This window comes from Nocardia sp. NPDC055321 (assembly GCF_053645575.1).
Map to the genome: position 1 here is coordinate 160,954 of NZ_JBSHMS010000014.1, position 15,248 is coordinate 176,201.

The window sequence follows — 15,248 nt, forward strand, 5'->3', positions numbered from 1 at the left end:
CGCCCCACACCGCCCCCCCCCCACCGTCTCCCCGGGGGGGCCGCCGGCCCCCCCCCCGCCCCCCGCCACCGTCGTTTCCGGGTGCGGCCGGCCCGGGCCGCTGTGGCACGCGACACCTGCGCGCCATAGTCGCCCGAATCGGGACTTAACGGTCGGTAGGCTCTGGATCATGGCTGCAGCACCGGTCTCCAGTGTGTACATCGCGTCCCCCGAGGGCGACACCGGCAAATCGACCGTGGCACTCGGCGTGCTGCAGGCGATGGCCGCCACGACGCCGCGGGTCGGGGTGTTCCGGCCCATCACCCGCTCGGCCACCGAGCGCGACTACATCCTCGAACTGCTGCTCGAGCACTCCACCGCCGATGACGACTACGAGCAGTCCATCGGGGTCACCTACGAGCAGGTGCACGCCGACCCCGACGCGGCGATCAGCGAGATCGTCATGCGCTATCACGCCATGACCAAGCAGTGCGACGCCGTGCTCATCCTGGGCAGCGACTACACCGATGTCGCGAGTCCCAGCGAACTGCGCTTCAACGCCCGCATCGCGGTGAACCTCGGCGCCCCCGTGCTGCTGGTGGTGCGGGGTCTGGGCCGCACGCCCGCCGAGCTGTCCCAGCTGGTGGAGCTGTGCCGCACCGAACTCGTCTCCGAGCACGCCAAATTGGTGGCGGTCGTCGCCAATCGCTGTGCGCCCGAACAACTCGAGGCCGACACCGAGGCGCTGCGCAAGGCGTGCGCGGTGCCCTCCTGGACCCTGCCCGAGGTCCCGCTGCTGCAGGCGCCCACCATGGAGGAGCTGTGCGCGGCGATCGGCGGCGAAATCTACAGCGGCGACCCGGAACTGCTGCATCGCGAAGCCCTCGACGTGATCATCGGCGGCATGACCATCGAGCACATCCTCGAGCGGCTCAGCGAGGGCGTCGCGGTCATCACCCCCGGCGACCGGTCGGACGTGCTGCTGGCGATGGTGAACGCCCATGAGGCGGAGGGCTTTCCGTCGCTGGCGGGCATCATCATGAACGGCGGGATGAAGCCGCCGGAGTCGGTGGCCCGGCTCATGCGCGGCCTCAAGCCCCGACTGCCGATCCTGGCCACCGATCTGGGCACCTTCGAGACCGCCAAGGCCGCGGTGCACACCCGCGGGCGGGTCTCGCTGTCCAGCATCCGCAAGGTCGACACCGCGCTCGCGCTCATGGAGGAGCGGGTCGACGGGCGGGAACTGCTGCGGCAGATCGAGATTCCGATCCCCAACATCGTCACCCCGCAGATGTTCGAGTACCAGCTGATCGAGCGGGCCCGCAACGATCGCAAGCGCATCGTGCTGCCCGAGGGCGACGACGATCGCATCCTGCGCGCCGCCGGGCGGGTACTGCAGCGCAAGATCGCCGACCTCACCATCCTGGGCGACGAGGCGGCCGTGCGCGGTCGGGCCGCGGAACTCGGCGTGGACATCGAGGCCGCCGAGGTGCTGGATCCGCGCACCTGCCCGCTGCGTGACGAGTTCGCCGAGGAGTACGCGCGCCTGCGCGCCCACAAGGGCATGACGGTGGATCGCGCCCGCGAAACCATGGGCGACATCTCGTATTTCGGCACGATGATGGTGCACATGGGGGTGGCCGACGGCATGGTGTCCGGCGCCGCGCACACCACCGCGCACACCATCCGCCCGTCCTTCGAGATCATCAAGACCACCCCGGGCGTCTCGACGGTGTCCAGCGTGTTCCTGATGTGCCTGGCCGACCGCGTGCTGGCCTACGGCGACTGTGCCGTCGTGCCGGACCCGACCGCCGATCAGCTGGCCGACATCGCCATCTCCTCCGCGCGCACCGCCGCCCAGTTCGGCATCGAGCCGCGGATCGCCATGCTGTCCTACTCGACCGGCGAATCCGGCTCGGGCGCGGACGTGGAGAAGGTGCGCGAGGGCACCAAGCTCGTGCAGCAGCGGGCCCCGGAACTGCTGGTGGAAGGCCCGATTCAGTACGACGCCGCCATCGAGCCCACGGTCGCGCGCACCAAGCTGCCCGACTCCGCGGTGGCCGGGCAGGCCACGGTGTTCATCTTCCCGGACCTCAACACCGGCAACAACACATACAAGGCCGTGCAGCGCAGCGCGGGCGCGGTCGCGATCGGCCCGGTGCTGCAGGGCCTGCGCAAACCGGTCAACGACCTCTCGCGCGGCGCGCTGGTCGCCGACATCGTCAACACCGTGGCCATCACCGCCATTCAGGCCCAGCAGGAGCCCGTGTCCTGACACCGGCGGAAGAAAGCCGCGGCGCGGGCGGTTGTGCGGGAGACAGGGGAACAGGTGTCCGGGAGACGGGTCGAGAGGGAGTCGCTGTGAAGGTTCTGGTGATCAATTCCGGGTCCTCGTCCATCAAATACCAACTGCTGGACGCGGAGTCGGCCGAGGTGATCGCCTCCGGCATGGTGCAGCGCATCGGTGAGCCGGTGGCCGAGGGGTCGCCGACCATCGAACATCAGAGTGACGGCCGGACTTTCGAGCACGACGGTGAGGTGCCGGACCACGCCGCCGGGCTGCGGCTGGTCTTCGACCTGTTCGCCGCGAGCGGGCACGATCTGGCCGACGAGGGACTGGGCGCGGTCGGGCACCGCGTGGTGCACGGCGGCGAGGTCTTCTACGAGCCGACGCTGGTCACCGACGACGTGGTGCGGGCCATCACCGAGCTGTCCGCCCTTGCCCCGCTGCACAATCCGGCCAACGTGGTCGGCATCGAGAGCGCCCGGGCCCTGCTGCCCGAGGTACCGCAGGTGGCGGTGTTCGACACGGCCTTCTTCCACGGGCTGCCCCCGGCCGCCAAGACGTACGCCATCGACGCGAAGGTCGCCGCCGCGCACGGGGTGCGCCGCTACGGTTTCCACGGCACCTCGCACGAGTACGTCGCCGGCCGGGTCGCGGAGTTCCTTGGCCGGGAGCCCGGTGAACTGAATCAGATTGTGCTGCACCTGGGTAACGGCGCCTCGGCCTCGGCGATCCGGGGCGGGCGGGCGGTGGACACCACCATGGGCCTGACCCCGCTGGAAGGTCTGGTCATGGGCACCCGCTCGGGTGACCTGGACCCCGGCATCATCTTTCATCTGATCCGCACGGCCGGTATGGACGTCGACGACGTGGACGCGCTGCTGAATCGGCAGTCCGGGCTCAAGGGCCTGTCCGGGGTCAACGACTTCCGGGAACTGGGCAGGCTCATCGAAACCGGGGACGCCGCAGCGCGACTCGCGTTCGACGTCTACATCCACCGCCTGCGCCGCTACATCGGCGCCTACCTGGTGGAGCTGGGCCGGGTGGACGCCATCACGTTCACCGCCGGGGTGGGGGAGAACGCCGCCGCGGTGCGCGCCGCCGCGCTGGCGGGGCTGGAGCGGTTCGGCATCGCCGTGGATCCCGAGCGCAACGCGGCCAAAGACCGTTCGGCCCGGTACATCTCGCCCGCGGGCGCGGAGGTGGCCGTGCTGGTGGTGCCGACAAACGAGGAACTCGCCATCGCCCGGGCGGCCGCCGACCTGGTCGGATGAGTGTGGTGAACCCCCTTCACCCCCGGCTCGCAATCGCTCTGGCACAGTAGTTCCCGGGCCGGCTGTTCATCGGTCCCCCGGATTCCGTGTAGCACCCCCGCGGCAGGGACCCGCCCTCGTCGGTCCCGCCGGTCCCCGGCTGCCCCCGGGGCCCACCGCGGCGCGCCGTACGGATATCCGGTCAACGAGCCGGTAATGGCGCGGGCAGGAGAACAGTGCCCGCGCCATTACCTGTTCGTCAGAACCAGGATTTCGCGCGCACGGTGTTGGCCAGATCCACCAGCGCGTAGCGGTGGGTGCGGCCGGGCGCCGACCGCGCCAGCCCGCGCAGCCCGGACTCTATGCCGCGCCGCAGTTCTCGTTCGCCGAACGGCGCGCCCAGCAGCGTGGCCTCCGCGGTGCGCGGTGTCCGGCCCGCCTGCAACCAGCCCAGCGCGGTGCCGAGCACGATGACCCGCAGCTGCGCGGTGCGGCTCTCCCCGGACGGCAGCGCCTTGATCCGGGCGGCGGCCACGTGCAGGGTCGCCTCGGTGAGTTCGCCGACCGGCGCGCTGCGCAGCAGCACGAGCACCGCCGTCATCCGGGCCTCGAAGTAGTGCCTGGACGCGGGCGGCACCTCGTCCAGCGCGCGCACCGCGTCGGCGACCTCGCCGGCGGCGGCCAGCTGCCGGGCCAGCCCGAACGCCGCGCTGACCACGCCGCGATCCGTGCGCCAGACGGTGGCGTAGTACTTCTCCGCGTACGCTCGCCATTCCTCGGGATCGGGGGAATCCCAGTGCTGGAGAATGAGTTCGGCGGTGGCCGCGAGCGCGAGCTTGGGCGCGATCTCGCCGGGCAGAGCCTGCAGGACGGCGTCGAAGTGCTCGAAGGCGCGCTCGTACTCCTGTTCCAGCAGTTCGGTCATGCCCAGGTACCAGTCCACCCGCCAGTCGTCCGGCTCCTCGGGATCGGCGCCGAGGCGGTCCACCAGTAGGCGGGCGGCGGCGGGTTCGCCCAGATCCAGGTGGGCCCGGGCCTCGGCGAGAGTGACCTCCAGGTCGAAAGTGTCGGGGGCGCCGCCGGGTTCGGCCGCCGCGCGCTGGCGAGCGTGGCGTAGTTCGTCGAGGGCGTGCCGCGGCTCGGGGTGTGCCGCGCCCGCCAGCAGCGGCGCCGACGGGTCCGCGGGATCGATGATGGGGACGGGCAGCGCGGCCATGACCTCGTGCGGGCTCAGCAGGATGTCGCGGTGGACGCCGTCGATGATGCCGTCGGTCTGCGCGACGACCTCCGCGGTGCCGAAACTGGTGCGCGGCGGGCTGAAAAGCGTGGACAGCTGCGGATGTTCGTTGCCGGTCTCCAGTGCCAGGATCTCGCGCAGCACGCCCATCAGCTGGCTGCTCAGCACCCGCGCGGTGCCGAATCGCCGATCGGGGTCGGGATCGGTGGCGCGCAACAGCAGCCGGTGGAAGAACTCGTGCTGGGCCAGCACCGGCTGGGATTCGGGTTCCGGGATGCCTTCGACGTAGGCGCCCTTCTCCATGGGCAGATCCAGGGTGAGCACCGCGAGCGTACGGCCGACCGTGTAGATGTCCGAGGCCACCGTCGGCCCGGTCCTGGCGATCTCCGGGGCCTGGAAACCCCTGGTGCCGTAGAGGTTTCCGTAGGCCTCGAACTGGGCGACCGCACCCAGGTCGATGAGTTCCACCCGGTCGCTGGTGACCATGATGTTGTCGGGCTTGAGGTCGTTGTAGGCCAGGCCGACCGAATGCAGATAGTCCAGGGCCGGAAGGATTTCGAGCACGTACGCGATGGCCTCGGCGATCGGCATACGCTGCGGGCGCCGATACTGATCGAGCAGATCGCGCAGCGAGTGCCCGCCCACGTACTCCATGACGATGTAGCCGACCGGCGACCCGTCCGGGCCGGGGTGCTCCACGAAGTTGTGGATCTTGACGATGCTGGGGTGCACCACCTCGGCCAGGAACTGCCGTTCGGCCAGCGCGACCGCCTGCGCCTCGGCGTCGCCGGAGTGCAGCAGGCCCTTGAGCACCACCCAGCGGTCGCTCACGTTCCGGTCGATGGCCAGGTAGATCCAGCCCAGCCCGCCGTGCGCGATACAGCCCTGGATCTCGTACTGGCCCGCGACCCGGTCGCCCGGATACAGCGACGGCCGGAAGTCGAAGGCGGCCCCGCAAGTGTCGCAGGTGCCCGCGGCCGTCGCGGCCCGCCCGGCGGTGGCCCGGCCCACGGGTTTCCCACAGCGCCAGCAGAATCGGCGGCCCTGGGCCACCACCGGATCGGCCAGCACAGCGCGCTCGGGCTCCACCGGCTCCACCGCGGGGATGGGCACCAGCCCGGCTCCCAGCCGCCGCACCAGCGGTCGCGGCCGCGCCAAGCGCGCGGTGCGCTGGGACGGCCGGGTCGGGGTCCGCGCCTCCCCCTCGGACCGGCTCGCGGTCTCGGGCGCGGTGCCCTGCCCGCCCCCGGAGTTCGCGGCCTCGCCCTCGGTGGGCCACCGGAATCCCGGCAGGTCCCCGCCTGGCGGGACGCGCTCGGCCGCCGCGGTCGCCGCCGGGCCGGAGTTGTCCTCGCGCGGGGTGGCCCGCGTCGCGGTGCCGCCGGATTCCGCAGCGCCGCTGGATTCCGCGGTGCCGCCAGACTTCGCGTTGCCGTCGGATTCTGTGCCGTTGCCGGATTCTGTTGTGCCTTCGGACTTTGCGGTGCCGCTGGATTCCGTGGTGCTGCTGGCCTTCGCGTTATCCCCAGACCTCGTGGCCGGCTCGGCAGTGCCGGCCGCGGTGTTCACGAATCGCAGGGTCGCCTGCGTTGCCGGACCCGGATCCGAGGTGCTCGGGGTGCCCGGCTCGTCGGCCTCGCGCGTGGTGAACTGGGTTGCGGGGCCGGATGTCTCGGGGCGAGGCGTAGCCCTGGTGGCCGGGCCAGGTCCGTGTTCGCCGGCCTCGCGGCGCCCGTCCTGCTCGTTCCCGCCGGTTTCGGGTGCGGTGGTCTCGTCCCCGCTCATGGGGCATCCCGGTAGCGGGGCGGCGGGGGGACGGCGGCGTCGCCGAGCGGGCCCGCCAGCCAGTGCTGGTAGACGCGGTTCCAGGTGCCGTCGGCGCGGATGCGCTCCAGGGTCGCGTTGACGTGCCGGACCAGATCGTCCGCGTCCTTGGGCATGCCGATCCCGTACTGCTCGGTGCTCAGGTCGGGGCCGACCACGTGGGTGATCGGATCCTGGACGGCGAGGCCGGCCAGCAGCGTGTCATCGGTGCTGATGGCGTCCACCTGGCGCTGCTGCAGTACGACCAGGCAGTCCGCCCAGCTGGGCACGGTCAGGATGGACGCGGCGGGTTGTTCGCGCCGGATGCGGTCCAGGGAGGTGGTGCCGCGCACCACGCACACCCGCTTGCCGGCCAGATCGCCGAGCCCGGATATACCCGAGGTCTTGGCGGTCAGCACCCGCTGGTGCGCCTGCAGATACGAGGTGGAGAACGCCACGTGCTCGCGCCGTTCGCAGGTGATGGTCATCGTCTTGACCACCACGTCGACGGTGCGTTCCTGCAGCGCGCGTTCGCGATCGGCCGAGCCGAGGATGCGGTACTCGATGAGCTCGGGGTCCCCGAGCAGGTCCCTGGCCAGTTCCCGGGCGATGTCGACGTCGAACCCGTCGAGCGCGCCGGTGGTCGGGTCGCGGAAGCTGAACAGATTGCTGCCCGGATCGAGCCCGACCAGCAGCCTGCCGCGCGCCCGGATGGCGCTGACGTTCGCGCCGTCCTTGGCGAAGGACGGGCGCAGGCTCGCGGTCGGGTCGGCGCAGGTCTCGTTCACCGGGGGCAGCGCCGAATGCGTCTGGGCCGCAATGGCGCCCGAGGGCAGCGGCGGTTCCACGTAACTGGGGACGCGGGTGGACTGCGGCGGGGGAGCGGAATCGGACCCGCAGCCCGCGGTCACGGTGATCGCCAGCGCCGCGAACGCGACGGCGGTGGGCCGCACCAGGTTTCGCGCACTACATCGCGCCGGCCGGCCGGCGCCCCGGGATAGTCGTCTTCGGCTCATCGGTACTCCCGTAGTCGCGGCCACAGGCCCGCCGCCACGAAGACGGCGGCGGCGGCGCTCAGCACCAGCGCGCCGGGACCGAGCAGATCCAGGGCGCGCGCTGCCCGGGAGGTTTTGTCCCGCAGCGTGTTCCGGGCATCGCCGATGCCGTCCGCGAGGGCCGTGTCCAGGGCGTCGACCTGGGCCGCGGCCTCGTTCGTGCCCGGGCCGGTCGCCACCGCGCCCGCGCCGACGAAATCACCCTTGGACAGCGCCTCGTTCATGCGCTGGTGGGCCGCGCGCCAGCGGCCCAGTGCGTCGTTCGCGGTCCGCACCTGCGCCGCGCCCGGCTGATCACCGGCGTAGCCGGACAGGATCGAGCTCAACTCGGCGATGGCCGCGTCGTAGGTGCGGTCGTATTCGGTTCCGGCGTCGCGCCGTACGAGTTTGAGGGTCTCGGCGGTGCGCGCCTGCTGGGCCAGGATGCGGCTGCGGGTCAGCGCCGCGGTCGGCACGCTGCCGTCGTCGCGCGACTGCGTGGTGGCCACCGCGGAGAACACGCCCGCGATGACCGTCCAGGACAGCAGCACCACCATGGTGGTCGTGGCCAGCAGCAGACCCGGGTTGAATACCCGGCGCCAGCGCCGGAACAGGAACCACTGCGCGGCGATCAGCGTGGCCACCACCAGCAGTGGCAGCACGATGGCGGGCCAGGGCGGGCGCACGTGGCTGCGCTGGGTCGCGGTGATGGCGGCGGCGCGATGCGCCTGCAGCTCGGCGGCCATCGGCAGCAGCGTCGACTGCATGAGGTTGGACGCCTCGCTCAGGTACGCCGCGCCCACCGGCAGCTCGCTGCGATTGTTGGCGCGCGCGGTCTCCACCACCCCGCTGTACACCGGCAGCCCGGTCGCGATGCCGGTGCGCAGGTACGAATCCTCGTCGTCCCCACTGCGATTGGACTGCGTCACCAATTCCGCGGCGGCCTCGCCGAGCGCCTGGTTGTAGCGGTCGCGCACGGGCTTGGGTTCGAGCCCGCCGGAGATGAACGCGGTACCGGCCGAGGCGTCGGCCACCGACAGCGAGGTGTAGAGCCGCTGGGCCGAATTGGCGTCCGGTTCGGACTCGTCGAGCAGGACGTCCAGGGCGTGTTGCCGGTCGGTCACCGCGCCGGCGGTGACCGTGCCCGCGGCCACGCACAAACCCAGCAGCACCAGCCCGACGGCGAGCAGTTTGGCGGGCGAGGACTGCGCGAAGGAGCGCAACTCGGTGGCCGCCAGCCGTTCCCGGACGGCGGCGAGCGTGGCGCGCGGCGACAACTCGTCGAGCCGCAGCTGCTCGGTGCGAGCCATGCTCACCTCCCACTGACCGAATTCGTACGAACGGCTACTTGCTGTCGGTTGAGCTTATTGTGGATGTACCCGTGCCGTGACGCGGGAAGACCCGGCGCCGTGCGCGACGGGGACCGACGATGGGATTTGACGTATGCGTGGTGACGGCGACGGTTGGTCGAAGAGCCCCGATGGCACCCGCCACTGGGGTCGTTTCGGCGCCGCTGGACTGTTGCTGCGCGCCCCGCTCGCCGACGGCGGATCGGCGGTGCTGCTGCAGCATCGCGCGGCGTGGAGTCATCAGGGCGGCACCTGGGCGCTGCCCGGCGGAGCGCGGGACAGTCACGAGACCAGTGTGCACGCCGCGGTCCGCGAGGCCGAGGAGGAGGCGGGCATCACCTCGGGCGCGATTCGGGTGCGCGGTTCCCGGGTGACCTCGACCGCGCCCAGCGGCTGGACGTACACCACGGTCATCGCCGACAGCGCCCAGCAGTTGAAGCTGCGCGGCAACATCGAGAGCCGCGAACTGGCGTGGATTCCGGAGGACCAGGTCGAGGCGCGCCTGCTGCACCCCGGTTTCGCGGCCGCGTGGCCGGCGCTGCGGGCGATCCCGACCCGGGTCAGCCTGGACGGGGTCGACGATCCCGCGGCCGTGGCCGCGGCGCTGCCCCGGACCCTGGACCTGGCCGACGGCGGGTTCCTGTGGTTGCTGCCCGGCGGCAACGGGCATGCCGCCGACGACACGGCCCGCACCGCCCGGATCGGTGCGGCCGAGCCCGCGTCCGGCCCGGCGGCAGCCGCCGATCTGGCCGGAAATGTGTTGTTCCTCACTCTCGCGCAGGTGTTGTCTTGATGGCGTGAGCACGCGCGAAGTTCCCACCTACTGCCGGATCTGTGAGCCGCTCTGCGGACTGATCGCCACCGTCGAGGACGGCAAGCTGGTGCGCCTGCGCGCGGACAAGGAACATCCGCTCTCGCGCGGCAACGCCTGTCCCAAGGGCATCGCGTTCACCGAGGTGCAGAACGACCCGGATCGGGTGCGATACCCCTTGCGCCGCACCGAGAACGGCTTCGAACGAGTCAGCTGGGACGAGGCGATGGACGACATCGGCCGGCGGCTGCGCGCCATCACGCGCGAACACGGGCGCGACAGTCTCGGTTGGTATTTCGGCAATCCGTCCTCGTTCTCCTACTCGCACACCCTGTGGCTGGTGGGTTTTCAGCTGGCGGCCGGTTTGAAGCACGTGTATTCGGCGGGCTCGCAGGACATCAACAACCGGTTCGTGGCCAGTCATCTGCTGTACGGCTCGCTCACCACGGTGCCGGTGCCGGATCTCAACCGCACCGACTTCCTGCTCATGCTCGGCGCGAATCCGCTCGTCTCGCACGGCAGTGCCATGAGCGCGCCGCGCGTGCGGGACAAGCTCACCGCGATCACCGCGCGCGGCGGGCGCGTGGTGGTGGTCGACCCGCGCCGGACCGAGACCGCCCGGCTGTTCGAACACATCGGGGTGCGCCCGGACAGCGACGCCTGGCTGCTGGCCGCGCTGCTGCAGGTGATCTTCGACGAGGGCCTGGCGGACGAGCGCGCGCTGCGGCGTCAGGCCGCGCAGGTGGCGGAGCTGCGGGCGGCGGTCGCCCGGTTCACCCCCGAATCGACCGCCGCGGTCACCGGTCTGGACCCGGACCGGGTGCGCACGCTCGCCCGCGACCTGGCCGGCGCCGTCTCGGCCGCGATCTACGGGCGCACCGGCACCTGCCTGGGGCGGCACGCGACCCTGGTGGCCTTCCTCATCGACGCGCTTGCCCTGGTCACCGGCAACCTCGACGCGCCCGGCGGTTCGGTGTTCGGCCGGGAACTGGTGGCGGTCTCCGAGCTCAACGCCCGGCTCGGCCTGATCCGCTACGGCAAATCGCGGTCGCGGATCGGCGACTTCCCCGACGTGCTCGGCACCTTCCCGGCCGCGATCATGGCCAAGGAGATCACCACGCCGGGTCCGGGGCGGTTGCGGGCGCTGTTCACCTCGGCGGGCAATCCGGTGTCGTCGCTGCCCAACGGCCGCGAATTGGCCGACGCCCTGGGGCATCTGGACCTGTTCGTGTCCATCGACCTGTATGTCACCGAGACCAATCGCACCGCGGACTACATCCTGCCCGCGACGACTTTCCTGGAGCGCGACGACATTCCGCTGCCCTTCACCGCGCTCGCGCCGACCCCGTACACGCAGTACACCGAGCGGGTGCTGGAGCCCGCCGGTGAGGCCCGTGAGGAATGGCGCATCATCGACGACATCGCCACCCGAATCGGGGTGCAGCCCTTCGTGATCGGGCCCGACGCGCCGGGCAGGCTGCTGAGCGCGCTGCGCCGCCGGTTGCCCGGTGGCGGCGCGGTGCGCCCGACCCCGCGGCTGCTGGTGGATCTGGCCCTGCGCGTCGGGCCCTACGGCGATCGATTCGGCCTGCGCCGCAACGGTTTGAGCCTGGCGATGCTGCGCCGCCACCCGCACGGGGTGGTCCTGGCGGAGGACGTCGAGACCGGCGTGCTCGCCGACGTGGTGAAGCACCGGGATCGCCGAGTGCACCTGGCGCCCCCGGAGATTCGCGCCGAACTGCGCGATCTGACCCCCGATCCGGTGGACCCCGCGTACCCCCTGCGCGTGATCGGCCTGCGCGAGCTCAAGTCGCACAACTCCTGGATGCACAACGTGGAACCGCTCATGCGCGGCCATCGCGAACACGCGGCCCGGGTGAATCCCAAGGACGCCGCGGTCGCGGGCATCTCCGATGGCGACCGCTGCCGGGTCACCTCACCGCACGGCTCGATCGAGGTCGTGGCCCGCTGCACCGAGGACATGACCGAGGGCACGGTGGCGATTCCGCACGGCTGGGGCCACAGCGGCGGCTGGCAGCGCGCCAACGCGGCGGGCGGCGCGAACGTGAACGACCTGATGTCCAGCGCCCTCACCGACGTGGAACGTCTGGCGGGCATGGCACACCTGAACGGCGTCCCGATCCGCCTGGAACCCGCGGGGCGGGTCGTTCAGTAGCCGCTGTTGTCCAGGACCCGTTGTTTGAGGGCGCGGGCGGCGGCCTCGGGGTCGCGAGCGTGAGTGATCGCGCGTACCACGACTATTCGGGTCGCACCGGCGGCGAGGACCTCGGGGAGGCGCTGGTCGTCTATGCCGCCGATCGCGAACCAGGGGCGGCTGGTGTGGGAGTCGGCGGTCGAGCGGACCAGGTCGATGCCCGACGCCTGGCGGCCCGGTTTGGTGGGGGTGGCGAAGACCGGGCCGGTGCAGAAGTAGTCGATGTGTTCGTCGATCGCGGCGAGGCCGGCCTGTGCGCGATTGTGGGTCGAGCGGCCGATGACCACGTCGGGGCCCAGGATGCGGCGGGCGTACCAGGGCGGTAGATCGCCCTGACCCAGATGCAGGACGTCGGCGCCGGCGGCGAGCGCGATGTCGGCGCGGTCGTTCACCGCGACCAGCGCGCCATGTCTGCGGGCGGCGGCTTTCAGTTCGGCCAGCGCGCCGAGTTCGGCCTTGGCCTCGAGCGAGCCGAACTGCTGCTCGCCCGGCGAACCCTTGTCCCGTAGTTGAATGATGTCGACGCCCCCGGCGAGCGCGGCTTCGGCGAAGGCGGCCAGGTCACCGTGCTCCCGGCGCGCGTCGGTGCACAGGTACAGCCGGGCCGCGGCCAGGCGTTCCCGCGGCGATGCGGGTCTGTTCGGGTGGGAGGGTTGCACGGGCTCGACGCTAGTCGCGATACCTTGGTGGGGCGAAACGAAACGCAGCCGCGTCTCATGCGTGATGCGGTCGTTCGAAGAACGCGATCTTCGCGCTCGTTATCGCTGTCAGTGCAGGCCCCGGGGCTGTAACCCGGGCAGTGGTGAGGTGGAACCGGATGCGGACTCTGGCCGTCGTCGGCGGCGGTGTGATCGGTCTCTCGATCGCATGGCGGGCCGCCGAATCGGGCTGGACGGTCACACTGTTCGACCCCGCGATCGGCGCCGGCGCGTCCTGGGTCGCGGGCGGCATGCTCGCACCCCTGTCCGAGGGCTGGCCCGGCGAGGACGCGGCCCTGGAGTTCGGCGCGGCGTCCCTGGCCCGCTGGCCCGACTTCGCCGCCCGCCTGACCGCGGCCACCGGAATCGAGCTCTTCACCGCCCGCGAAACCCTGACCGTGGCCCTGGACAGCGCCGACGTCACCGACCTGCGCACCGTCGCCGACTGGGTGAACGCGCACGAGCTGCCCGGCTTCCAGGCCGCCACCGCCGCGCCCGATTCGGCTGTGCCGGAAGCGGTTTCGCCGTCCGGCGGTGACGTGGCGCCTGTCCCGGCGGGAACCGAGCGCCTGCGCCTGCTCGATCGTGCCGGAGTCCGCGCGGCGGAACCGGGTCTGGGCCGGACGGTGCGCGCCGGGCTGCTGGCCGCCGATGAGCCCGCGGTGGACAACCGGGCCCTGGTCGCCGCCCTGCGCGACGCGTGCGCGCGGGCCGGGGTGGAGTTCCGGACCGAACGCGTGGTGGCCGAGCCCCGCGCCGGCGACCCGGAGCTTGCCGCCGGCGGCGAGGTTGCGGGAGTGCGCGTGCTGCGCGAGTTGCCGCACGATCGCATCGTGCTGGCCGCCGGCGCCGCCTCGGCCGAGCTGTGGCCCGGACTGCCCGTACGACCGGTCAAGGGGGAGATACTCCGCCTGCGCCGCCGCCCCAGCGCACCGGCCCAGCCGCGTCACGTGATTCGTGCCCGGGTGCACGGCAGGCCCATCTACCTGGTGCCGCGCGGTGACGGAATCGTGCTGGGCGCAACGCAATACGAGGCCGGATTCGACACCGCCGTCACGGTCGCCGGCGTGCGCGACCTCATCACCGACGCGGAAGCGGTCTTCCCCGGCATCGGCGAGTACGAATTCGCCGAGGCCACGGCGGGTTCGCGGCCCGGCTCGCCGGACAACCTGCCGCTCATCGGCTATCTCCACGAGCGCGTGATCGCCGCGACCGGGCACGGCCGCAACGGCATTCTCGGTGTCCCGGTCACCGCCGACGCGGTCGTCGAGCTGCTCGCCGGATCCGTCCTCCCCGCCGCGCGTGCCGCGGATCCGGGGCGCTTCACCCGACCCGATACGGGTGCGGACAGTCCTCGCGGTCACGCCCCGGCCGGTTCCGGCGGTGTGCCATCTTCCGAGGCCAGCGCTGTCTCATACCCCGGGGCGAGCGCTGCCCCGCATTCCGGGCCGAGCGGTGCCCGGGGTTCCGGCGCAGGCATCGTCGCGGATTCCGCTGCGCGCGAGCCGGAGCCGCCGCATGCCGCGCAACCCCCACGGTCTGCCCCTTCCATCCCGATCCACCCAGGAGGAATCCGATGACCGCTATCCCGGTCGCCATCACCGTCAACGGTGAGGAGCACGAATTCGCGCAAGCGCCGTCGGTGCGTGCGGTGCTGGAGGCGCTGAACCTGCCCTGCCAGGGCGTGGCGGTGGCGGTGGACGGCGCGCTGTTCCCCAAGTCGCGCTGGGACGAGCCGGTCGAGCGCGGCTGGGAACTCGAGGTGCTGACGGCGGTGCAGGGTGGCTAGCGGCGCCGATCCGCTGGTCATCGCGGGCCGCGAGTTCGGTTCCCGGCTGATCATGGGAACCGGTGGCGCGGAGAGCCTTTCGGTGCTGGAGGAGGCCCTGATCGCCTCGGGCACCGAGCTGACCACCGTCGCCATGCGCCGGGTGGACGCGGCCGGCGGCACCGGCGTGCTCGACCTGCTGAAGAAGCTCGAGATCGCCCCGCTGCCCAACACCGCGGGCTGTCGCACCGCCGCCGAGGCCGTGCTCACCGCCCAGCTCGCGCGCGAGGCCCTGGCTACCGAGTGGGTCAAACTCGAGGTCATCGCCGACGAGCGCACCCTGCTGCCCGACGCCATCGAATTGGTCGCCGCCGCAGAGCAACTGGTGGACGACGGCTTCGTCGTGCTGCCGTACACGAACGACGATCCGGTACTGGCGCGCCGCCTGGAGGACATCGGCTGCGCGGCCGTCATGCCGCTGGGTTCGCCCATCGGCACCGGCCTCGGCATCGGCAATCCGCACAACATCGAGATGATCGTGGCCGCCGCGAACGTCCCGGTCATCCTGGACGCCGGCATCGGCACCGCCAGCGACGCGGCCCTGGCCATGGAACTGGGCTGCTCCGCGGTCCTGCTCGCCACCGCCGTGACCCGAGCCCGCCAACCCGCCCTGATGGCAAAGGCCATGGCGCACGCCGTGGAAGCGGGCCGCCTCGCCCGCGCGGCGGGCCGCATCCCCAAACGCTTCTGGGCCCAGGCCTCCTCGCCCGAGCTCTGATCTCGGTCCGGGCGGCTCGCGCGGCGTCCTGGCGAGTGC

The 15,248-nt window shown here is 71.8% G+C and carries 10 protein-coding genes and 1 pseudogene; 7 read left to right on the forward strand and 4 right to left on the reverse strand.

Features of this window, described 5'->3' with window-relative positions; translation table 11 throughout:
- Positions 1 to 169: 169 nt before the first annotated feature.
- Together pta and ACWIGI_RS23205 are read left to right on the forward strand one after the other, a co-directional pair.
- The gene (pta, locus tag ACWIGI_RS23200; RefSeq protein ID WP_454204533.1) at positions 170 to 2,254 is read left to right on the forward strand and encodes a phosphate acetyltransferase; all 2,085 of its coding nucleotides are present in this window, start codon (positions 170 to 172) and stop codon (positions 2,252 to 2,254) included.
- 86 nt (positions 2,255 to 2,340) lie between these two features.
- Complete coding sequence (locus ACWIGI_RS23205; RefSeq protein WP_454204534.1) at positions 2,341 to 3,537, forward strand: acetate kinase; 1,197 nt, start codon at positions 2,341 to 2,343, stop codon at positions 3,535 to 3,537.
- A 238-nt stretch (positions 3,538 to 3,775) separates the two neighbouring features.
- Here ACWIGI_RS23205 and ACWIGI_RS23210 read toward each other — a convergent pair whose 3' ends face one another.
- The 3 genes from ACWIGI_RS23210 to ACWIGI_RS23220 are packed head-to-tail and all read right to left on the reverse strand — an operon-like array spanning position 3,776 to position 8,900.
- Complete coding sequence (locus ACWIGI_RS23210; protein WP_454204535.1) at positions 3,776 to 6,538, reverse strand: tetratricopeptide repeat protein; 2,763 nt, start codon at positions 6,536 to 6,538, stop codon at positions 3,776 to 3,778.
- Positions 6,535 to 7,509 (reverse strand): glutamate ABC transporter substrate-binding protein, encoded by a 975-nt coding sequence (locus ACWIGI_RS23215; RefSeq protein WP_454204536.1) that lies wholly within the window; start codon positions 7,507 to 7,509, stop codon positions 6,535 to 6,537. Before ACWIGI_RS23215 ends, ACWIGI_RS23210 begins: the two co-directional genes overlap by 4 nt.
- 59 nt (positions 7,510 to 7,568) lie before the next feature.
- Positions 7,569 to 8,900, reverse strand: coding sequence for a hypothetical protein (locus tag ACWIGI_RS23220; protein ID WP_454204537.1), 1,332 nt, complete (start codon positions 8,898 to 8,900; stop codon positions 7,569 to 7,571).
- Between the two features lie 133 nt (positions 8,901 to 9,033).
- On the opposite strand from ACWIGI_RS23220, the gene ACWIGI_RS23225 reads away from it, so the two are divergent.
- Together ACWIGI_RS23225 and ACWIGI_RS23230 are read left to right on the forward strand one after the other, a co-directional pair.
- On the forward strand, positions 9,034 to 9,732 hold the full coding sequence (locus ACWIGI_RS23225) for an NUDIX domain-containing protein (protein ID WP_454204538.1): 699 nt from the start codon (positions 9,034 to 9,036) through the stop codon (positions 9,730 to 9,732).
- 4 nt (positions 9,733 to 9,736) lie between these two features.
- Complete coding sequence (locus ACWIGI_RS23230) at positions 9,737 to 11,926, forward strand: molybdopterin-dependent oxidoreductase (RefSeq protein ID WP_454204539.1); 2,190 nt, start codon at positions 9,737 to 9,739, stop codon at positions 11,924 to 11,926.
- Here ACWIGI_RS23230 and thiE read toward each other — a convergent pair.
- Positions 11,920 to 12,624 (reverse strand): thiamine phosphate synthase, encoded by a 705-nt coding sequence (gene thiE, locus ACWIGI_RS23235; RefSeq protein WP_454204540.1) that lies wholly within the window; start codon positions 12,622 to 12,624, stop codon positions 11,920 to 11,922. The genes ACWIGI_RS23230 and thiE overlap by 7 nt on opposite strands.
- 158 nt (positions 12,625 to 12,782) lie before the next feature.
- Here thiE and ACWIGI_RS23240 point away from each other — a divergent pair.
- The 3 genes and pseudogenes from ACWIGI_RS23240 to thiG form a co-directional block, all read left to right on the forward strand.
- A pseudogene (locus ACWIGI_RS23240) lies at positions 12,783 to 13,994 on the forward strand (FAD-dependent oxidoreductase); the annotation flags it as partial.
- 245 nt (positions 13,995 to 14,239) lie between these two features.
- Positions 14,240 to 14,452 carry a sulfur carrier protein ThiS gene (gene thiS, locus ACWIGI_RS23245; protein ID WP_354989562.1) on the forward strand — a complete coding sequence of 71 codons (213 nt, stop codon included), beginning with the start codon at positions 14,240 to 14,242 and terminating at the stop codon, positions 14,450 to 14,452.
- Positions 14,445 to 15,209 carry a thiazole synthase gene (thiG, locus tag ACWIGI_RS23250; RefSeq protein ID WP_454204541.1) on the forward strand — a complete coding sequence of 255 codons (765 nt, stop codon included), beginning with the start codon at positions 14,445 to 14,447 and terminating at the stop codon, positions 15,207 to 15,209. The genes thiS and thiG overlap by 8 nt, the downstream gene beginning before the upstream one ends.
- Positions 15,210 to 15,248: the final 39 nt, after the last annotated feature.